This is a genomic window from Sphingobacterium sp. DR205, assembly GCF_011064245.1.
GTDB lineage: Bacteria > Bacteroidota > Bacteroidia > Sphingobacteriales > Sphingobacteriaceae > Sphingobacterium > Sphingobacterium athyrii.
Genome location: NZ_CP049333.1, coordinates 809637 through 830089, shown reverse-complemented (window position 1 = coordinate 830089; position 20453 = coordinate 809637). Strand labels below are relative to the sequence as shown.

Here is a 20453-nt window from a genome sequence, read left to right as displayed (position 1 = left end):
TACTATCTTTAAGCTTTAACTTTTTTGGTATTTCATTCCAATTCATGTCAAAATTAACAGAGATCCAACGCCCTATTATACACGAACTTGAGGCTTTTGAAAAGAAATTCAAAGCATCTATGAAAAGCTCCGTACCATTGTTGGACCGTATTACGCAATATCTGATCAAACGCAAAGGCAAACAAATGCGGCCAATGTTTGTCTTTTTCTCAGCGGGCATCTGCAATGGGATTAATGAATCGACTTACCGGGGAGCCGCTTTGGTCGAATTATTACATACAGCTTCACTGGTACATGATGATGTTGTTGACAACTCGTATGAACGCAGGGGATTCTTTTCCATCAATGCACTATGGAAAAATAAGATCGCCGTGCTGGTCGGTGATTTCTTGCTTTCAAGAGGTTTGTTGCTTTCTGTAAAACATCAGGATTATCACCTGTTAAAAATTGTTTCAGAAGCAGTCGATCAAATGAGTGAAGGAGAATTACTTCAGATCGAAAAGGCCCGCAAGCTGGACATTGAAGAATCCATTTACTTTGAAGTCATACGGAAAAAAACGGCTTCGTTAATCGCATCCTGTTGTGCCTGCGGTTCGGCTTCATCCAATGCGGACCAAGAGACGGTGGAGAAACTCCATCAATTTGGTGAAAAAATTGGCATTGCGTTTCAGATTAAAGATGACTTGTTCGATTTTGGATTAGATGATGTGGGCAAACCGCTCGGCAATGATATCAGAGAGAAAAAGATGACTTTACCCTTGATTCATGCCTTAAATCAGACAAGTTCCAGCGAAAAGCGGAGGATCATCAATCTGGTTCGAAACCATAATGAAGATCCGAAAAAGGTTGCTGAAGTCATCGATTTTGTACGCAACAGCGGTGGACTGGAATACGCAACGGACAAAATGCTGGAATACCAACAAGATGCTTTTCGGATCCTGGAGGATTTCCCTGATAACGAATACAAAGAAGGATTATTACAATTGGTAAAATATACAACAGAAAGAAAAAAATAATGAGTCACGAATTAATGTTTTTTGGAGGTTTTTTAATCTTCATCGCACTGATGCTAGCCATTGACCTTGGATTATTCTCCAAAGGTGATAAGCCTGTTAGCTTAAAGACCGCAGCAATTATGAGCGCAGTATGGGTATTGTTCTCTTTAGGCTTTTATTGGCTACTACGCCACTATGGATTTGAATTGCATAATATCCATGATTTAAATCATCTACAAGAAGTCATCACCAAACATCACCACGAGATCAAAATTATTCCCGGCGATCTGGCGGCAAGTTTAGATGTCTATAATAAAAACCTGGGGTTGGAATATTTGACAGGTTATGTGGTTGAATATGCACTTTCAGTGGATAATATTTTCGTGATGGTACTCCTGTTCACCTCATTTGGAATTCCTGAGCGCTATTACCATAAAGTCTTAGTCTGGGGTATTTTGGGCGCAATCATTATGCGGTTCTTGTTTATTTTCCTCGGAGCAACCCTGATCGCTAAATTTGGCTGGATTCTATATGTCTTTGGTGCCTTCCTAGTCTTCACTGGTATCAAGATGTTTATCAACCGCAACCAAGAGGAAGAAGTCGATCCGCAAAACCACCCGGTGGTCAAATTTGCCTCTAAATATTTTAAGGTAACGCCAAAATTGGATGGTGGTCATTTTTTCCATATCGAGAATGGCGTAAAATACATGACACCGCTATTCTTGGTCTTGTTAGTGATTGAATTTACCGATCTTATTTTCGCCGTGGATTCTATCCCAGCTATTTTCTCGGTGACCAAAGATCCGTATGTGGTATTCTTCTCGAATATCTTCGCCATCCTTGGATTACGCTCCATGTTCTTCTTATTGGTAAATATTATTCATAAGTTCCAATATCTAAAAGTTGGTTTAGCATTTTTATTAGTCTTTATTGGTTTGAAGATGTTATTGCATCACTGGCTGGCAGAAGTTGGCTTTACAACGACGCATTCCCTGATTGTGATCATCAGTATACTTGCCTTAAGCATTATTGCTTCGCTGCTCTTTCCTAAGCATAAAGAAATTGCCGAATAAACATAAAAGCAAAGGGTCGTAAAAATTACGACCCTTTGCTTTTCAATAATTTAAGCCTAGTTGTTACGCCTATAATCCAACCTAGAATAAGGACGGAATTACAGCCTATTTTTAAGAACAATTATTTTACAGAGGAATTTACCTTACTAAATTTAATTTATTTAATTTAGCACCACTTTAAATTAACAAAATACTAACAAATGAATTGGAATAAATCGATTGTACTAGCCGCGTCTCTTTTTGCAGCTTCATTCCAAGTACAAGCACAGGACAATTTGATCAATGCCTTAAAAGCAAATCAAAATGACAATAGCAAATCCGGATTTACATTTACAGAAGTTATCAATTTAGGTAACACCTCGATCAAGGATCAAGGTTCTTCAGGTACATGTTGGTCTTATTCAGGAAACTCGTTTTTAGAATCCGAGATGATTCGTATGGGTAAAAAACCTGTGGAGATCTCTCAGATATATACAGCACGTAATACATATTTAGATAAAGCACGTACTTATGTACGTCTTCATGGCGGATTATCTCTGGGCGAAGGCGGTCAATTCCACGATGTGCTGAATTCATTCCGCAAATATGGTACGATGCCACAATCAGCCTATACTGGTCTTCACTACGGCAGCACACGCAATAACTTCGGTGAAATGACCTCCATGCTCGACGCGATGTTAGGTTCGATTGTAAAAGGTAAAGCTTTGACTCCAAACTGGGAAAAAGCCTATACGGCAGCAATGGACTCTTACTTAGGTGAAGTTCCTGAAAAATTCGATTACAACGGTAAATCATATACGCCACGTACATTCGCAGACCAGGTTATCGGTATCAATCCCGATGATTATGTTGGCATCGCCTCAGTTACTGACCACCCTTATTACAGCCAATTTGTTCTGTTAATTCCCGACAACTGGTCATTTGACCGTTTTTATAACGTCAAAATGAACGATTTAACGGACATCATCGATAACGCTTTACAAAAAGGGTATACTGTTGCTTGGGCAACCGACGTGTCAGAAAAAGGATTCTCCTGGAAAAACGGTGTTGCTTATGTACCGGAAAAACCATTCGAACAAATGAGCGAGCAAGAAAAAGCCAGCATGTTTGTAGGTCCTAAACCAGAAATGAAAATTACGCCAGAGGAGCGCCAGAAAGCTTTCGACAATTGGCAAACAACAGACGATCACGGTATGCATATCGTAGGTCTGGTGAAAGATCAAAACGGAAAAGAATACTATATTGTTAAAAATTCATGGGGAACATCCAATGATTACAAAGGATATCTGTATGCTTCCAAAGAATTTGTACGCTACAAAACAACTTCTTTACTGTTACATAAAGACGGTCTGACCAAAGATTTAAAATCAAAGATAAATATCAAATAAGCGATTTAAAGATCCTTTAAAACACCTCTGAAATTAATCTTTCAGAGGTGTTTTTGTTTTCAGATTAATTTGATAACTTAAACATAAATTATAAATCTAGTTGTTCAGTGAGTATGAGAAGTATAATCACATTATGCCTTGCAATTTTATTTGGGAATTTAGCACAGTCCCAGACCAAAGGGGTGAAATTTGTAGAAGGATTAAGTTGGAAACAGGTCAAAGAAAGAGCGAAGGCAGAAAATAAGTTTATCTTCGTAGAACTTTTTGCAACCTGGTGTGGCCCTTGCCAATACATGAGTAATGAAATTTTCCCTTTGGAACAGGTTGGTGAGCCCATCAATCAAAATTTTATCAGTGTCCGGGTTCAGATGGACTCCACCGAAGCGGACAATGCTGCTGTCAAGAAATGGTACGCTGACGCCCGTGCCATTTCCAATGAGTACAATATCCAGTCCTTTCCGACCTTTTTAATCTTCAATCCAAGCGGGGAAGCTGTACACCGCATTGTTGGTGCGAGCGATGCCCCTGAGTTTGTCGAACATGTATCGGACGGACTGTATCCAGAAACACAGTATTATACCCTATTAAAAAAATTCGAAAAAAGGCCTCAGGATATCTACACGGCCAAACAGATGTTAAAAGCGGCAAATATCGCTTATGATGAGAATACCGCCCGTAAAGCAGAGAATACTTTAGCCAACTCCTTGGGCACCGACGAGCTTTTTAAGAAAGAAAATGTACATATTCTATTGGCTGCGGCCAAGTTTACAAATTCAAAAGCTTTTAACCTGATTCGCAACAATAAGGAAAAAATAGATATTCTGCTGGAATCTCCGGGAATTGCCAACCGTACACTGGCAAACGTCGTTGTCAATGAGCTTTTCCAAATTAAAATAGACGCCAAACACGAGCCCAATTGGGATAGTTACCAAAGCGAGCTATCCGCAAAATATCCGGACATAGACTTCGTCCCCATGTTTAAAAAGATCAAGGCACACTATTATCTTCAGGTCAAGAATTATGTGGCCATGAAAAATACCATCAATGATTATCTATCGTCAGAGGATTTTACGGCCCATCAATTAAACACCTTTGCATGGACGATCTTTAATAACAGCAGTGATCCTGAATGTATCGACGCAGCGATCAGCTGGAGTAAAAAATCGATTATAGAGGATCCCAGTTCTGCATTCTTAGACACATATGCCAACCTACTGTATAAAAAAGGTGAAAAAGACAAGGCGATCAAGTGGCAAAATAAAGCGATCGAAATGGCCAGTGACGACGATCGACCGATCTATCAGGAGACATTGGACAAAATGACCAAAGGGATAAAAACCTGGGAAAATTAGAGCTCGCCTTCAGGGATCCCGCGCTTGAAATAAGGCAATGTCGCAGAGGCATTGCCTTATTTTATTGATCCGGGTTTTAATTCGAGGGATGCATCCATCGATGCCTCAAAATAGTAAACTCCTTGATTAATTTTTTTTACAATATTTTTCTTGATCGCAATTTTAATTCCGTAAATTAACATCTAAATATCAACGGATTATGAAAAAGTTAATTTTAATGTTATTCCTGATTCCAACACTCCTATTTGCGCAAAGTGAAGGTGTAAAATTTGAGCATGGCCTCAATTGGAATCAGATAAAAGAAAAAGCGGCCAAAGAAAACAAATTTATTTTTGTGGATTGTTTCACCACCTGGTGCGGTCCCTGTAAGTATATGGCAAGTACAATCTTTCCACAGGCAAAAGTAGGAGATTTCTTCAATGCCAAATTTATCAACGCCAAAATCCAGATGGATAAAACCAAGGACGACAGCGAGGAAATAAAATCCTGGTATGCAGAAGCAGATCGTTTTGCCAAAGATTATACAGTAAGAGCCTATCCTACATTCCTGATCTTCGATTCAAAGGGCAATCTTGTCCATCGGATTGTCGGTGGCGGAGAAGCAGATGCTTTTATCGCTAAAGCCCAAAAAGCGCTTGACCCAAATACGCAATATGAAACCCTATTGGCAAAATTCAATGCTGACCCCAAAAATATAACGATTGCAAAAGCCATGGCTGCGGCAGCAAAAGATGCCTATGATAAGGAAACACAGGCAAAAGCAGAAGGCGTTGTATTGGCTTCGCTATCAACTGATCAGATCTTTACCAAAGACAATGTCGAGTTGTTGCTTTCTTCGGCAAGTATTAAGGATTCAAAGGCATTTAACTTAATAAAAGATAACCCAGCCAAATTTGACGCCATCAGTGAGAAGGTTAAAGCAAATGATTTCTTAGCTAAACTATTGATCGGTGAAGCTGTCAATACCAAAATACAGGCTAAAGAAGCCGTGGATTTTGCTGCTATCGAAAAAGAACTGGCTCAGAAATACCCAACGGTCAATACCGAAAAAGCGAGCTTGGAAATGCAACCTCGTTATTTCTCTTATACCAAAAACTATCCTGGATTGAGAGACAGTTTTAACAAGTATATTGCCAAATACGGTTCAACGATCACTGCGATGGAACTCAACAATATGGCTTGGTCTATTTTTGAAAACTGTGACGACCCCGCTTGTTTAAAAGCAGCTTCGGAATGGAGCAAATTATCACTGGAGAAGGAAAAAGATACACCAATGTATCTGGATACCTTTGCAAATCTTCTTTATCGTCTAGGTGATAAAGATCAGGCTATCAAAACACAGGAGAAAGCGATCTCACTTTTGACAGCAAATGATAAAAAAGAGGATTATGTAGCAACGCTGCAAAAAATGAAAAAAGGCGAAAAAACCTGGGAATAATTCTTGTCTCCAAAATAAAAATATAAAGTCCAGATCAAGCATGTTGATCTGGACTTTTTTATTGTCTTCGGATAAGCGCGATCGACAACGAAATCAAGCTGTGGAAAGTTCCTCCCGATATCCTTATTTCAATTCTTTGACCCCCATATTCCAGAGCGCAAAAGCATATTTATCAACTGTACTATTGATCAGCACCTCGGTAGATCGGCCAGCACCATGTCCGGCCTTTGTTTCGATACGGATCAATACGGGATTATCACAAGCCTGTTTGGCCTGTAATTCGGATGCAAACTTATAAGAGTGTGCCGGCACAACGCGGTCATCATGATCGCCGGTCAATACCATGGTTGCCGGATAACAAACACCTGCTTTCACATTGTGCACGGGTGAATAGGCTTTCAGATAGTCAAACATCTCTTTACTATCCGCAACTGTTCCATAGTCATATGACCAGCCTGCGCCAGCTGTAAATGTATGGTAACGCAACATATCCAAGACGCCCACTTCCGGCAATGCGACTTTGGCAACCTTAGGATCTATGGTCATTGTTGCTCCAACGAGCAAACCACCATTGGAACCACCAGACAATGCCGTGTATTCGGGTGAAGTATAACCATTCTCTTGCAGATAATGTGCCGCAGCGATAAAATCGTTAAATACATTCAGCTTGTTGAACTGTCTTCCACCATCATGCCATTTTTGACCATATTCGCCACCACCGCGTAAGTTTGGAACAGCATATACACCCCCATTTGCCAGCCAAACCGCAACAGAAGTGCTGAAAGATGGTGTCAGGCTGATATTAAAACCACCATAACCATATACAATTGTTGGATTTTTACCGTTCAGAGCGATGCCCTTTTTATACGTAATAATCATGGGCACTTTCGTTCCGTCCTTGGAAGTATAAAACACCTGCTTCGATTCATATTGATCACTGTCAAACTTGACATTCGGTTTGATATAGAGCGTCGATTGTCCCGAGTTGACATCAAACTTATAGCTTGATGAAGGCGTAATATAATTCGAGAAACCAAAGTAGATCTCTTTTTCCTTTTTCTTGCCCGAGAAACCACTTGCGGTTCCTACACCCGGCAATTCGATCTGTCTGATTTTTTTACCGGTATAGTCGTATTGGATCACAACCGAGACGGCATCTTTCAGGTAATTTGCGAATAGATAACCACCACCAGTACTGATTGAAAGTACATTTTCAGTTTCCGGAATCACGTCTTTCCAGTTTTCTTTGGCCGGATTTTTCAGATCTACTTTGACTAATCTATTATTGGCCGCCTTATAATTTGTTTCCAATAGAAAAGTATCCCCGATATTATCCACTACGCCTGTATTTGCATCAAAATGATCCTGTAGGCAGATGATTTTGCTATTGGGTTTACTCAGATCTTGGTAATAAAGCTCATTCCCCGTAGTTGTATTGGCTGCAGAGATAATCAGATAGCGTTGATCATCCGTTAATGAAGCGCCCACATAACGTCTCGGCGTTGCCGAACCGCCAAAAATCAGCTGATCCGTAGACTGTGCTGTTTTGAGCTTATGGTAATACAATTTATGCTGGTCTGTTTTTTCCGACAGTTCAGACCCCTTGGGTTTGTCATAACTCGAATAGTAAAATCCGTCGTTTCCTTTCCAGGCGATGCCTGAGAATTTCACATCCACAAGCGTCTCTCCCACTGGCGCTTTATCCTTAGCATTCAACACAATCACCTTTCTCCAGTCCGAACCGCCCTCAGAGATCGAATAAGCAACCAGACTTCCGTCCTTTGAAAAAGAAACATCGGCCAAAGAAGTCGATCCATCTTTTGAAAAGGTATTTGGATCAAGGAAAACCTCCTCTACACCATTCTCACCTTGTTTACGATAAAGTACGGAATGCTGCTGAAGTCCATTATTTTTAAAGAAATAGGTATATGCCCCCTCCTTGAAAGGAGTTCCTATTTTTTCATAATTCCAGATTTCCGTTAATTGCTCTTTCAATTTTGTCCGGAAAGGAATGGTATTTAGATAATCAAAAGTGACTTTATTTTCGGCTTGGACCCAACTTTTAGTTTCTGCTGACCGATCGTCCTCCAACCAACGGTAGGGATCGGCTACTTTCTCGCCCCAGAATTCGTCTACGACAGAGCCTTTGCTCGTCGTTGGATATTTCAACTGTTGTCCACAAACAGTAGTTGCTGTACCAGCCATACCGATCATCATCAGGATAAGACCAATTTTTTTGTTTATCATAAAAAACTTTATACTTGTTTCACCCAAAAATAACAAATATAATTTCAGATTTCATAACGATAGCTTAAAGTAATGTCATTATCAGGGGATATTGAACAATAATTCACGTCTTCAGACCAAAGGCCGGATCTCATCCTGATGAAATTTTCAGAATCCTTATTTTTACATCAGCTGAAATTTTTTTAGCTTTATTTAAATCTTTTAAATATTCAACAATGCGCAAAAGAATCGCTTTCCTTTACTTGGCCATTACCCTTTCTGCTATCGGTATGAGTCAAGCGCAGCAGCCTTCGGAAGATCAGCAATATCGTGCTACCCCCACTAAGGTCAACAACCTCGTCCATACCAAACTCGATGTCCGTTTTGACTATAAAAATCAATTTTTGAACGGGAAAGAATGGGTCACATTACAGCCGCATTTCTATCCGACAGATTCACTGCGCTTGGATGCCAAGGGCATGGATATCAAACAAATCGCACTGGTCAATGGTCAGCAACTCGTTCCCCTAAAATATACTTACGACGATAATTCTCTTCTGATCAAACTGGACCGAAATTATCTTTCAAGCGAAAAATACACCATATACCTGGACTATACCGCCAAACCGAACCTACTCAAAGTACAGGGCAGTGCGGCAATCAATGATGCGAAAGGACTCTATTTTATTAATCCCGACGAACGGACGCCGAATAAACCCCGACAGATCTGGACACAGGGCGAAACAGAGGCTTCGTCTGCCTGGTTCCCAACCATTGACCGCCCCAACCAAAAGACGACGGCCGAAATTTCAATGACTGTACTGGATAATTATGTCAGTCTGTCCAATGGAGCTTTGGTCAACCAGCATAAAAACAACGACGGAACACGTACCGATACCTGGAAAATGGATCTTCCCCATGCGCCGTACCTCTTTATGATGGCCGTAGGAGATTTTAAGATTTACCGGGATAAATACAATAATATTCCTGTGGATTACTACCTGGAACCGAAGTATGCCCCTTATGCCAAAGATATCTTTGGAAAAACCCCAGCCATGATGGATTTCTATGGCAAAACCTTGGGAGTTCCCTATCCTTGGAACAAATATGCGCAGATCGTCTGTCGCGATTATGTCTCCGGAGCCATGGAAAACACCACGGCGACGTTACATGGTGAGCATGTGCAAAAGACCAAAAGAGAACTTTTGGATGAAAATGAAGAAGGCACCATTGCCCATGAGCTGTTTCACCAATGGTTTGGTGATCTGGTTACCGCCGAATCCTGGTCCAACCTAACGATGAACGAATCTTTCGCAACCTTTGGCGAGGTCATCTGGCATGAGCATGACGGTGGCAAAGAAAAAGGGGATAAATCAAGATTCGAAAAGTTACAGTCGTACCTCAAATCAACTCAGAACGGTAATAGTCCGGCACTTGCACGTTACTACTACCACGACAAAGAAGATATGTTTGATAATATCAGCTATGCCAAAGGTTCGTTGATATTATACGCCTTAAAAGAACAGATGGGCGATACAGCGTTCTATCAATCACTCAAAAAATACCTTACGGAAAATTCTTTCAAAACCGGCGAGCCACAGCAATTACGTCTGGCCATGGAAGAAGTTACCGGTAAAGACTGGGCTCCTTATTTTAACCAGTGGTATTACAAAGGCGGCCATCCGATCCTCAACGTGACACGCAAAAATGAGAACAATACACTTGTCCTCAACATCGATCAAGTACAAGATTCAAGTGTTCAAACATTCCAATTGCCACTCACCATTGACGTTTATACCAAAGAAGGCAAAATCCGTAAAACGATACAGCTCAACAAACGGGCGACAAAGCTGACGATTCCCTTGGCCAGTCCTCTTGAATTTATTGATATCGATCCCGAAAAAACGCTTGTCGGCGAGATCCGGATCGACAAAAGCGACGCGGACTATCTTTATCAATATAAACATGCACCATCTTTTACCAACCGTGTTACCGCGTTACTATTTGCGATGAAAAATCCAAAAACAACAGTCGGAAGGGAACTACTGACACAGGCATTGGCTGATAAGGATGCTGACCTGATAGCGATGGCCATTCAGGGCATCGATCCAACCGATCCTGAAGTTAGGAAATCTACTGGGAACATCATCGCTTCATTGGCTGAAAAATCCACCGTCTCGGTCGTACGCGCTTCTGCGATCCGGAAGCTGGGACAAATCAAAGACAAAAAGTATAAAAATTTATTGTTTAACGGAATTAAAGATCAGTCTTATATGGTCATCGCAAGTTCACTCATGGCCATTAAGGATGCCTATCCTGATCAACTCCAGCAGGCTGCCAAGAATATAGATCCCGAGGCTTCGGAATATTTGAAATCCCTCCTGACAGATCTGTCCAAATTGTAAAAAATATATTGTGGAAGCGAATTTTGTATTCGCTTCCATTTTCTTTAGATTTGGGCACATGTCAACAAGAAAAAAAATCTATTTTGCCTCAGACTTCCACCTTGGATCCTATCCACTGGAGCACTCGCGCGAAAGAGAACAGGCTATTATTCAGTGGCTCGACGAAATCAAAGTCGACGCAGCACAGCTCTACCTTGTTGGCGATATTTTTGATTTTTGGTTTGAATATGCGACCGTAGTACCCAAAGGCTACATCCGCTTTTTGGGCAAACTGGCAGAAATTGCCGACCTGGGTATCCCGATCACTCTATTTAAGGGCAACCACGATATGTGGATGTTTGATTACCTCAAAAAGGAGTTAAATGCGCAGATCATTGCCAATGAACTGGAGCTTGAACTTGACAATAAACTTTTCTACATCCATCATGGGGATGGACTAGGCTCCGGGGACTACAAGTATAAATTGCTCAAGAAAGTATTTCGGAGTCGTTTCTGCCAATGGTTATTTGCCCGATTGCATCCCAATCTAGGGATAGGCATCGCCACCCGATGGTCCAAGCATAGCAGACTCTCCAATAATGAAGATGAAAAATTCCTAGGCGAAGATAAGGAATGGCTAATCGGTTATGCCAAAGAAATCGAGCGTAAACAACATCACGACTTCTATCTATTTGGTCATAGGCACCTTCCCTACGATGTCCAACTGGGTACTGAAAGCCGTATTGTCAACTTGGGTGAATGGATCAATTATTATACCTACGCCGTATGGGATGGGGAAACTTTACGTTTGGAAAAATGGGCGAAAAAGTTGTAATTTCTTTGGCAGACTGCTTCCAGGGTTACCATTTTCTCAACCCTCTGAGCATTGATCGGCTGGAACAGATCAGTGAAAAACTTATCTGCAAAAGGAATAGTGTATTGATCCGGCAAGATAAAATACAGAAAGATATTTATTTCTTGGCTTCCGGATTAGCCCGTGTCTATTACGAAACTGCAGACCGGCAGATCACATTGGACTTTGTCTCTCCCGGCGGCACTTTAATCTCGATGAACAGCTATGTGCATGACACACCGGGCTACGAAAACATCGACCTCCTGGAAGACAGCATAGTTTACAAAATTGACCAGAAAAAGCTATTTACGCTCTATGAGAGCGACATTGCAATTGCTAACTGGGGCAGAAAAATGGCTGAACTAGAATTTATCAAAGCGGAGCAGCGCACAATGTCCAAACTTTTTAATACAGCCCAGGAACGATACGCCGAGTTGCTCGAAAAATATCCTCAATATATACAACGGATCAAACTTGGTTACATTGCCTCTTATCTGGGCGTTAGCCAAGTGACCCTCAGCCGCATCCGGGCAAATATCCTTTAAAATTTTTAACATTTGTTAAAATTATTCTGCGGAAAAACGTAGACCTTTGTTCCTGAAACAAAAAAACAGATATATGAACTGGGTATTTTTAATTCTTGGCGGAATATGTGAAATTGGTTTTACAACCTGTCTGGGAAAAGCCAAGGATGCAGAGGGCAGTGAGCAATGGCTCTGGTATGGAGCCTTTGTTGTCTTCCTATTTGCAAGTATGGGCTTGTTGATCAAAGCAACGCAGACACTTCCGCTCGGAACAGCCTACGCTGTATGGACAGGTATCGGTGCTGTCGGAACGGTTTTAATGGGTATTATCTTCTTTAAAGAACCGGCAGATTTCTGGCGCATATTCTTTATTTTCACGCTGATTGCTTCCATTGTTGGACTAAAAGCAGTTTCCTCTCATTAATAGCTGGCTAGGTAGTTCAAAAGCAACAAAATTTCCTTACTTTTGTACTCTCAATAGTAATCTAGGTCATAAATTCCTAGAAGAAGCATTTTTGATATATGTTAGATAAATTACAAGCGATCAAAGAAAGATGGGAAGAAGTGGAAGCTGAGTTAAGCAACCCTGACACCATGCAAGATATGAAACGTTTTGCCAAATTGAATAAAGAATACAAAGATTTGGGCAAAATCGTGGATCAATACCATATTTATAGAAATATGGTCAGTAATATTGATACCAATAAAGACATCATCATGAACGAGAAGGATCAGGAACTTCGTGAGATGGCAAAGGAAGAGCTGGATATTTTATTGGTTGAAAAAGAGGAAAAAGAAGAAGAAATCCGTTTGATGCTGATCCCTAAGGATCCTGAGGATGCCAAAAATGCCATTATCGAGATCCGTGGTGGAACGGGCGGTGACGAGGCAGCTCTATTTGCCGGTGACCTTTACCGTATGTACACCCGTTATTTTGAAACAAAAGGCTGGCGCAATGAGGTGATGGACGTTACCGAAGGAACTTCAGGTGGTTATAAGGAGGTTATCCTTAAAGTAATCGGTGAAGATGCATATGGTCAATTGAAATATGAGTCTGGTGTACACCGCGTACAACGTGTTCCTGATACAGAGACACAAGGACGTGTACATACATCAGCAGCTTCAGTTGCCGTATTGCCAGAAGCAGAAGATGTGGATGTTGAAATCAATCCGGGTGATATCGAATTACAGACATCCCGCTCGGGTGGTGCCGGAGGTCAGAATGTCAATAAAGTAGAAACAAAAGTACAATTGACACATAAACCAACAGGTATTGTCGTCGTTTGTCAGGTAGAACGCTCCCAATTGGCCAACCGCGAGTTAGCGATGGAGATGCTTCGTAACAAACTTTATGAACTTGAACTGAACAAAAAGAACGGTGATATTGCTGCAAAAAGAAAAACTTTGGTGTCCACAGGTGACCGTTCAGCAAAAATCCGTACCTATAACTATCCACAAGGTCGCGTAACAGAGCATCGTATTGGTATGACGATGTACAACCTACCGGCGATCATGGACGGTGATATTCAAGGAATTATCGACGCATTACAATTTGCAGAGAATGCGGAGAAGATGAAAGACGGTCAAGTAGACTAGTTTTTTTCAAAAAATCTTTGCAGATACGTAAACAAACGCTATATTTGCACACCTTCTGAGGAGAAGGGTTGAGGTCTGGTAGTTCAGCTGGTTAGAATACATGCCTGTCACGCATGGGGTCGCGGGTTCGAGTCCCGTCCAGACCGCTTCAAAAAAGAGAGTAATCTCGGTAAGTTCTTTAACAAAATAAGTTTTTAAGATTTTTAGGTCTGGTAGTTCAGCTGGTTAGAATACATGCCTGTCACGCATGGGGTCGCGGGTTCGAGTCCCGTCCAGACCGCCAAAAATTATTAAAAACAATCTTTAAGATTTTAGGTCTGGTAGTTCAGCTGGTTAGAATACATGCCTGTCACGCATGGGGTCGCGGGTTCGAGTCCCGTCCAGACCGCTAAAATTTTAAAAACACACCTTGTTGGTCTGGTAGTTCAGCTGGTTAGAATACATGCCTGTCACGCATGGGGTCGCGGGTTCGAGTCCCGTCCAGACCGCCAACAAAAAAAAGCATCATTTGAATAAAATGATGCTTTTTTTTTGTTACACGAATTTCCTCCCTTATTTTTTTAATTCATACTGCAGCGCTCCCGAAGGACAACGCTTAATCTGATCAATCAGTTCCGCTGTGCTTGCATTTTGAACCGTAATCCAAGGCCTATCTTTTGGATGGTATACCTGTGGTAAACTTTTAACACAGACAGCGGCGTGTTCACATCGCTCAGGAATCCAAAGCACAGCGATCTCCCCATTGGGGTGATCATATCTAACAATCCTTTCTTCCATAATAAAAATCTCTCCTGAAATACTAATATCAATAAGAACGATTTTGTTTTACGAAATCGGACGTCTCCGTTTGATCATCCTACTGACACGATAGAGCATAAAAATAGCCACTATAGAGAGTAACACGACAATGACACCCAAGCTTGGGTAATGTTCCAATGGGCTTTCCTTCGTCTGTTGAACAATGATCACACCGGCAAGTGACGCTGCTACTCCCCCAGCCAGCTGCTGCAGGGATGAGCTGATGCTCATAAATGCGCCCCTGTCTTTCATCTCGGGAACCGCACTGATCAAAGCCGAAGAAGGTGTCATACGGCTCAGGATACCGGCCATCATCAATATATTCAAAAAGATAACTAGATAAAACGGTGTAACTCCCAGATTGGTATAAATCAATACGACAACCATCAGCCATATCGAAGCTAGCGCAAAGATTTTAAATTTGTCATAGCGATCGCTCAATTTGCCAACGATAGGCATAATAATCAATGAGGCGACACCGGATATCATAAATAATAGGGGCAATTGCTCATGACTAACTTTCAGGTTATTGACAGCAAAGGCACTTCCAAAAGGCATCATCATATAACCACCAATAGAGAGCAGCGCTGTCGCGAGAAAACCAATGCGATATTCCTTTTGCGAGAATGTTGACCAAAGGTGTTTAAGTGCAGATTGATGTTTCTGCAGGCCGATATGTGCAGTAATAGGAATCAGTTTAACCGCAATAATAATGACAATGATCAAAGCCATCACAGCGATCCACAGGAAAGCACTATGCCAGCCCCAGTTGTTTGCAATATACAGGCCTATTGGAATCCCAAGTACCTGACTGGCGCCAAAGCCCATCTGCACAAAACCCATGACGCGCCCTCTTTGTTGCAGCGTAAATATATCCGTAATGATAGCCATCGAAATCGACCCAATGACACCACCAAACAAACCGGTCACCACACGGGCAGCAACCAAAGTCCAATAGTCATTGGCGAAACTGCAAAAAAAGGTTCCGATGATAAAACCCGAGTAAAAAAACAGCAAGAGCTTCTTCCGGTCGAAGCGATCGGCAAATCCCGCCGTCAGCAAACCCGATGCGCCGGCACTAAAAGCATAGGCTGAAACCGCTACACCAAATTGAGCTGGTTTTAGATCGATGGCCTTCATCAAAATATCGCCCATCGGTGACATCACCATAAAATCAAGCACGACGGTAAATTGTGTTATTGCCAGCAAAAACACAACGAGTTTTTGGTACGCCGTAAACGGGGCATTCGCCTGTTGGTCTATTTTCATGTGATAATGATGATCTTGGTTTAAACTGGGTAAAAATACAGAAGCGTCTGAACATTCTACGCAATAAGGCTATAAAAATTATTCAACATACTTTTTGACAGCTTTAGGGCCAATTTTTACCAAACCTACACGAGGTAAATAGCCCTGCTGCCGACTTTTTCAGCCCCTTAGTATCCTTTTTGCTTTAGCGATAGCTGGGGCTCAACCGTCAGTCTTATCATGCAATAAACGCGCGCAACTGGTTTACTTAACACCTATTGAAACCGTGGAAGCAGCTGCGTTTGCTAAAAGCTGACACACAAAATAAAAAAGCCAGCACTTGTGTTTCAGGTGCTGGCTTTGATCGCTTTTAATGTATTTTTTATTCGGCAATAACAGCAAATTCTGCGCCTGAAGCGAAATCATCGCCACGCTGCGAGCTCAATGCGGTAAAGCGGATATAACGTCCCTTGACAGGCTTTTCGAACCGAACGGTTTTGAGCTTCTTATTCCGTTCGAATGCGCCCGACATGACGTCTTCCCAGTTTTTACCGTCTTGACTCACCTGAATCTTATAATCCTTGATATCACCATTTGCGCCATCCGGTCTCGGCAAAAATGTAAAACCTTTGATAGTCTTCACACTAGCCGCATCGAAATCAACCCAATGCGGATATTGTGCGACAGTGACTGAATACATCGTATGCCAGATCGACGAAGGATCTCCATCCAATAGGTTCTTGGCATCACCTTCACCGGTCTCCTGGCTGGAAGCAAAGACCACTTCCATCGGAACCGTCTCGATCTTGCTGTATTGTTGGGTTACTTTTAATTTTTCATTTCCCCGATACCAGGCCGTTATTGTTCCGCCCTGACGCAGATCAAAAGAATTCTTATAAATGTTTGCTTTTCCATTGTTCACCGTATACAGTACGGTCTCCGCTTTATTTCCCGAAAGAATGGATACCTCACCTGTTGAACTTCTGGCAAAAGAAATGGGGGCATCACCTGCGGTAGCCACCTGTGCTTTGGCCAAGTAGTCATTTTGTCGCACCGGACGGATAATAAATCCTATTGACGTGGGAACAGCTTTCACACGGTCTTTTTCCAATGGCGGCCCTTGACCGCAACTATTACCGCCGAGACCAGTGACCGCAGCGTCCAGGTGTAAATGCACACCGGAGCTCTTTGGTAGCTGATAAGGGTGCGGTGCAAATGTCAATTCCAGTTCGCTGTATTCCAAAGCGGACGTCGCAAGATGATCTTTCGCAATAAAGATCGCTCCTTGTCCATCCGTATTGGTCAGGGATGTCCAGCGCACATCCTCATTGTTACTCATATTCTGCGGATTGGGCCATGAGACGAACTGATCTTTTACTGTACTTTTATGCAATTCGATAAATTGTGCCGTTTTACGATCCGCATAGTTATTGATCGGGCCACGTCCATAATAGGTATAATTGCCAAATTCACCCGGCAATTGCAAGGAATAGCCCAGTCTTGCCAATACGACGCTTGCATTGTTCGAAGTGATACTAGATGACAATTCAATCGAACCATCCTGGTATATCGTCCAGATCTGATTGCTCGTAAACTTGAAATCATCAGTACCAAACGGTTTATCCGTATGCGCTTTGAGTGTATATCTTCCTGATGTTCCACCTAACAGTGAAGCACCATAGGGAGCCTGAGACTCAATCGTAAATGCCAAAACTACTGTCCCGTCTTTCTTCGTATAGCTATTTGAAGATAAAACGTTATGTTTTAAGTTGTGCAAACCCTTTTCAAACCATTGCTGATAAGCCCAGTTATCGTTATCAACAGGCGCACGCAAAGCATCCAGTTTAGGTCCTTCGCCGTCACGAATAATTTGCTTGCCAGCATAAGCCAAACTGTAGATTGACCCAGTCTTATTGTCAAATTTTGCGACAAACTGATCCCCTTTCACAACCTGAAGCTCACCTTCCTTGGAAAGTACGGGATTTTCACCTTTGGCAACAGTCGAAATCAACGGTTTATTTTCTGCGGCTTTGACAAACAGCTGCTCTTCCATTTGGACAAAGCCCCTATTTGCCCATGGCTTATCCTCGTTGAGCAGAAATTGAACCTTGACAAAATATTCAGATCCCGCATCCAATTTAGCATATTCGATCGGCAGGACAACCTGTTTTTTCTGACGTGCTTTGGGCAGATCAGCAGTGGCTATTGTACCTGTACTTCCGGCAACAGCGATCCCATCTTTGAACAGTGACCATTGAACCCGATAGTCACTAAGATCTTTGAAATAGTTTTTATTGAATAGCTCAATTTTTCCCTGTTGAATATCAATGGCCTTAATACCAACATTTTGATAAACCTTTTTTACCTCATAATATTGCGGTTTGGGTTTCATATCGGCAAAGATCAACCCATTGTTGACAAATGTACCATCATTCGGCTTGTCACCAAAGTCACCACCATAAGCCAAAAACCGTTCACCTGTCTTTTTATCGTAATAATACATCGCTTGGTCAATCCAGTCCCAGATTGCTCCACCCATAAAGAAGTTGGTCGATTCGATGGCTTCCCAGTAATCAATTAAGTTGCCGACGGCATTTCCCATCGAATGCGAGTACTCGGAGATATGAAAAGGGTACTTCAACTTGTAGGTTCCTTTGACAGCCCCTCTGACCCAGTCAATAGATGGATACTGATTTGAGCCCATATCCACAATCGCGTTGTTACGTTCGTACTGGACAGGTCTTGAGGTATCTATTTTTTTGATCGCATCATAAGCCGCTACAAAATTATCTCCGGGACCAGCCTCGTTACCAAGCGACCAGATCACGACAGAAGGATGGTTGATAGTAGCATGCACCATTTCGATATTCCGTGCTACATGGGCATTTTTCCATTCGGGAACATGAGAAAGCGATTCCTTTCCATAATAGTATTGATGGCTTTCAATATTAGCTTCATCCTCAAGATAAATGCCGTATTTATCACAGAGGTAGTACCAATAGGGCGGCTCCGGATAGTGTGAATTACGCACGTGATTGATATTGGCGCTTTTCATCAGCTTTACTTCGGCCTCCATCTGCTCCCTGGTAACGACTTTTCCATGTTCAGGATTCGTCTCATGGCGGTTCACACCTTTCAGTTTAACCGTTTTTCCGTTGATGTAGTAATAACGTCCGGCAAGGCCAAATTCGTCATCAGACGCCTTGGTATCTTTAATTTCGACCTTCCGAAACCCGACATAAGTGGAAACCGTTTCAATCGTTTTATTTTTCCTGTCCTTCAATTCGGCAACCAAGGTATACCGATAGGGAAGTTCAGCGGACCATTTATCCGGATTTTTTACAGTTAATGTTGCTTCGATACTATTCGAAGCCTTCGCATTCAACTGTGGAACAATAGCAGACACTTCAGCCCGATCTACCAAGGTATTTTCATCGCTATACAGTTTATTCTTATACAAGGAATAAACAAGGGTATAACCATCAGCTTTCTTACGGCTCAAATTACGGACGGTACCGATAATTTTCAGGGCACCATCCTCATAGCGGTCATCCAATGTCGGAATTGCTGCCAGATCACGAATTTGGACTTTAGGAGTTGATGTCAGAGAGACATCCCGAAATATTCCCGGCAGGCGAAACATATCCTGGGCTTCCAAGAATGATGCGTCAGAGCTGCGGTAGACTTCTACCGCCAACACGTTCTCCCCTTCTTTTTTTAAGAAAGGAGAGATATTAAAGGAAGCAAGGTTTCTTGAATTTTTTGAAAAGCCAACATATTTGCCATTCACCCAAAGGTAGAAAAAGGAGTCTACCCCGTCAAAATTGAGAAATACCTCACGACCATCCCAATCCTTCGGAACGGTAAAATTACGGCGGTATGAGCCGACTTCATTACGGTATACATAAGTCGTCCAATCTTGTGGTGGCGTACGCATCACCCCTCCACGCCAGTCATCCACCTTCACCTGATGTTGAAAAATCACGCGCTGGTTGGTGTAAATAGGCACACCATATTTTAGGCTGCCATCCTTCTGAATACCGAAGATGTTCCAGCTCATTGGAACAGGTACGGATTCCCAAGCATTGACATCATAGTTAGGATCATAAAAATCTTTTGGTCGTTCTTCCGGTGTCTTTACCCAATGAAACTTCCAGGAACTGTTGAGCGAGCGCCAAAAGTTACTATGCTCGGGAAGTACTTTTCTCGCAGTTTCAACGTTTGAAAAGGAGAAGAACGAAGCGTGTGGCAATTCTTTGTTGAGTGATAATAACTGTGGTGATTCCCATTCATTACCTTTTGGAGATAAGATATCTTCATACTGGAAGCCTGCTATAGGAGCTGTGAATGACTGTCCTGTCGTCGAGGTCGAATGAAGGGACAGCAACGAAGCCAGTAAGGTTGGAAAAATAACGGATTTTCTTAACATCATGTATTTAAGCATTTTAGTTCAGGAAACCAAATGTAACTTCATTTTAGAGGAATAACAAGCAGATTATTAAAGCACTCGATTGCGAAACTTTTTCGATACATAAATAAACAACGGATGATTCAAGGGTCATCTGAAAATCGAAGCAA

At 42.0% G+C, this 20453-nt stretch carries 14 protein-coding genes and 4 tRNA genes; 14 read left to right on the top strand and 4 right to left on the bottom strand.

All coding sequences use genetic code 11. The features are described 5' to 3' along the window. Positions 1 to 44: 44 nt before the first annotated feature. The 5 genes from G6053_RS03500 (at position 45) to G6053_RS03480 (ending at position 6246) form a co-directional block, all read left to right on the top strand. On the top strand, positions 45 to 1016 hold the full coding sequence (locus G6053_RS03500) for a polyprenyl synthetase family protein (RefSeq protein WP_165305553.1): 972 nt from the start codon (positions 45 to 47) through the stop codon (positions 1014 to 1016). Next, positions 1016 to 2068 (top strand): TerC/Alx family metal homeostasis membrane protein, encoded by a 1053-nt coding sequence (locus G6053_RS03495; protein ID WP_108636073.1) that lies wholly within the window; start codon positions 1016 to 1018, stop codon positions 2066 to 2068. Before G6053_RS03500 ends, G6053_RS03495 begins: the two co-directional genes overlap by 1 nt. Before the next feature lie 200 nt (positions 2069 to 2268). Further along, positions 2269 to 3456, top strand: a complete 1188-nt coding sequence (locus tag G6053_RS03490; protein ID WP_165305552.1) for a C1 family peptidase — start codon at positions 2269 to 2271, stop codon at positions 3454 to 3456. A gap of 113 nt (positions 3457 to 3569) precedes the next feature. Then, positions 3570 to 4808 (top strand): thioredoxin family protein, encoded by a 1239-nt coding sequence (locus tag G6053_RS03485; protein WP_165305551.1) that lies wholly within the window; start codon positions 3570 to 3572, stop codon positions 4806 to 4808. A 199-nt stretch (positions 4809 to 5007) separates the two neighbouring features. Next, positions 5008 to 6246, top strand: a complete 1239-nt coding sequence (locus tag G6053_RS03480) for a thioredoxin family protein (RefSeq protein ID WP_165305550.1) — start codon at positions 5008 to 5010, stop codon at positions 6244 to 6246. Between the two features lie 123 nt (positions 6247 to 6369). Here the strand turns inward: G6053_RS03480 and G6053_RS03475 are convergent, their stop codons facing one another. Beyond that, positions 6370 to 8493, bottom strand: a complete 2124-nt coding sequence (locus tag G6053_RS03475) for a prolyl oligopeptidase family serine peptidase (protein ID WP_108636077.1) — start codon at positions 8491 to 8493, stop codon at positions 6370 to 6372. A gap of 215 nt (positions 8494 to 8708) precedes the next feature. Here G6053_RS03475 and G6053_RS03470 point away from each other — a divergent pair, with 215 nt between their 5' ends. The 9 genes from G6053_RS03470 to G6053_RS03430 all read left to right on the top strand — a co-directional run bounded on the left by G6053_RS03470 (position 8709) and on the right by G6053_RS03430 (position 14320). Continuing rightward, entirely contained in the window at positions 8709 to 10877 is a 2169-nt protein-coding gene (locus G6053_RS03470; protein WP_165305549.1) for a M1 family aminopeptidase, read from the top strand. Positions 10878 to 10935: 58 nt separating this feature from the next. After that, the gene (locus G6053_RS03465) at positions 10936 to 11691 is read left to right on the top strand and encodes a UDP-2,3-diacylglucosamine diphosphatase (RefSeq protein WP_108636079.1); all 756 of its coding nucleotides are present in this window, start codon (positions 10936 to 10938) and stop codon (positions 11689 to 11691) included. After that, entirely contained in the window at positions 11673 to 12254 is a 582-nt protein-coding gene (locus G6053_RS03460; protein ID WP_165305548.1) for a Crp/Fnr family transcriptional regulator, read from the top strand. Before G6053_RS03465 ends, G6053_RS03460 begins: the two co-directional genes overlap by 19 nt. Before the next feature lie 73 nt (positions 12255 to 12327). Beyond that, a complete protein-coding gene (locus G6053_RS03455) occupies positions 12328 to 12657 on the top strand; it encodes a multidrug efflux SMR transporter (RefSeq protein WP_108636081.1) in 330 nt (109 codons plus the stop codon). Between the two features lie 98 nt (positions 12658 to 12755). Continuing rightward, complete coding sequence (gene prfA, locus G6053_RS03450; protein ID WP_104385093.1) at positions 12756 to 13829, top strand: peptide chain release factor 1; 1074 nt, start codon at positions 12756 to 12758, stop codon at positions 13827 to 13829. Positions 13830 to 13901: 72 nt separating this feature from the next. Further along, positions 13902 to 13975, top strand: a tRNA-Asp gene (locus G6053_RS03445). Positions 13976 to 14035: 60 nt separating this feature from the next. After that, a tRNA-Asp gene (locus G6053_RS03440) sits at positions 14036 to 14112 on the top strand. A gap of 31 nt (positions 14113 to 14143) precedes the next feature. After that, positions 14144 to 14217 (top strand) — tRNA-Asp (locus tag G6053_RS03435). A 26-nt stretch (positions 14218 to 14243) separates the two neighbouring features. Beyond that, positions 14244 to 14320: transfer RNA gene (locus G6053_RS03430), tRNA-Asp, on the top strand. Between the two features lie 61 nt (positions 14321 to 14381). On the opposite strand, the gene G6053_RS03425 is transcribed toward G6053_RS03430, so the two are convergent. The 3 genes from G6053_RS03425 to G6053_RS03415 all read right to left on the bottom strand — a co-directional run bounded on the left by G6053_RS03425 (position 14382) and on the right by G6053_RS03415 (position 20307). Beyond that, the gene (locus G6053_RS03425) at positions 14382 to 14606 is read right to left on the bottom strand and encodes a (4Fe-4S)-binding protein (RefSeq protein ID WP_108636082.1); all 225 of its coding nucleotides are present in this window, start codon (positions 14604 to 14606) and stop codon (positions 14382 to 14384) included. Positions 14607 to 14654: 48 nt separating this feature from the next. Beyond that, positions 14655 to 15896 (bottom strand): MFS transporter, encoded by a 1242-nt coding sequence (locus G6053_RS03420; RefSeq protein WP_165305547.1) that lies wholly within the window; start codon positions 15894 to 15896, stop codon positions 14655 to 14657. A 361-nt stretch (positions 15897 to 16257) separates the two neighbouring features. Next, on the bottom strand, positions 16258 to 20307 hold the full coding sequence (locus G6053_RS03415) for a glycoside hydrolase family 2 TIM barrel-domain containing protein (RefSeq protein ID WP_206531862.1): 4050 nt from the start codon (positions 20305 to 20307) through the stop codon (positions 16258 to 16260). Positions 20308 to 20453 lie beyond the last annotated feature (146 nt).

Excerpts from the sequence above, each read along its gene's own strand:
- G6053_RS03500 (WP_165305553.1), top strand. The coding sequence starts at position 45 with ATGTCAAAATTAACAGAGATCCAACGCCCTATTATACACGAACTTGAG.
- G6053_RS03495 (WP_108636073.1), top strand. The coding sequence starts at position 1,016 with ATGAGTCACGAATTAATGTTTTTTGGAGGTTTTTTAATCTTCATCGCA.
- G6053_RS03490 (WP_165305552.1), top strand. The coding sequence starts at position 2,269 with ATGAATTGGAATAAATCGATTGTACTAGCCGCGTCTCTTTTTGCAGCT.
- G6053_RS03485 (WP_165305551.1), top strand. The coding sequence starts at position 3,570 with ATGAGAAGTATAATCACATTATGCCTTGCAATTTTATTTGGGAATTTA.
- G6053_RS03480 (WP_165305550.1), top strand. The coding sequence starts at position 5,008 with ATGAAAAAGTTAATTTTAATGTTATTCCTGATTCCAACACTCCTATTT.
- G6053_RS03475 (WP_108636077.1), bottom strand. The coding sequence starts at position 8,493 with ATGATAAACAAAAAAATTGGTCTTATCCTGATGATGATCGGTATGGCT.
- G6053_RS03470 (WP_165305549.1), top strand. The coding sequence starts at position 8,709 with ATGCGCAAAAGAATCGCTTTCCTTTACTTGGCCATTACCCTTTCTGCT.
- G6053_RS03465 (WP_108636079.1), top strand. The coding sequence starts at position 10,936 with ATGTCAACAAGAAAAAAAATCTATTTTGCCTCAGACTTCCACCTTGGA.
- G6053_RS03460 (WP_165305548.1), top strand. The coding sequence starts at position 11,673 with ATGGGCGAAAAAGTTGTAATTTCTTTGGCAGACTGCTTCCAGGGTTAC.
- G6053_RS03455 (WP_108636081.1), top strand. The coding sequence starts at position 12,328 with ATGAACTGGGTATTTTTAATTCTTGGCGGAATATGTGAAATTGGTTTT.
- prfA (WP_104385093.1), top strand. The coding sequence starts at position 12,756 with ATGTTAGATAAATTACAAGCGATCAAAGAAAGATGGGAAGAAGTGGAA.
- G6053_RS03425 (WP_108636082.1), bottom strand. The coding sequence starts at position 14,606 with ATGGAAGAAAGGATTGTTAGATATGATCACCCCAATGGGGAGATCGCT.
- G6053_RS03420 (WP_165305547.1), bottom strand. The coding sequence starts at position 15,896 with ATGAAAATAGACCAACAGGCGAATGCCCCGTTTACGGCGTACCAAAAA.
- G6053_RS03415 (WP_206531862.1), bottom strand. The coding sequence starts at position 20,307 with ATGATGTTAAGAAAATCCGTTATTTTTCCAACCTTACTGGCTTCGTTG.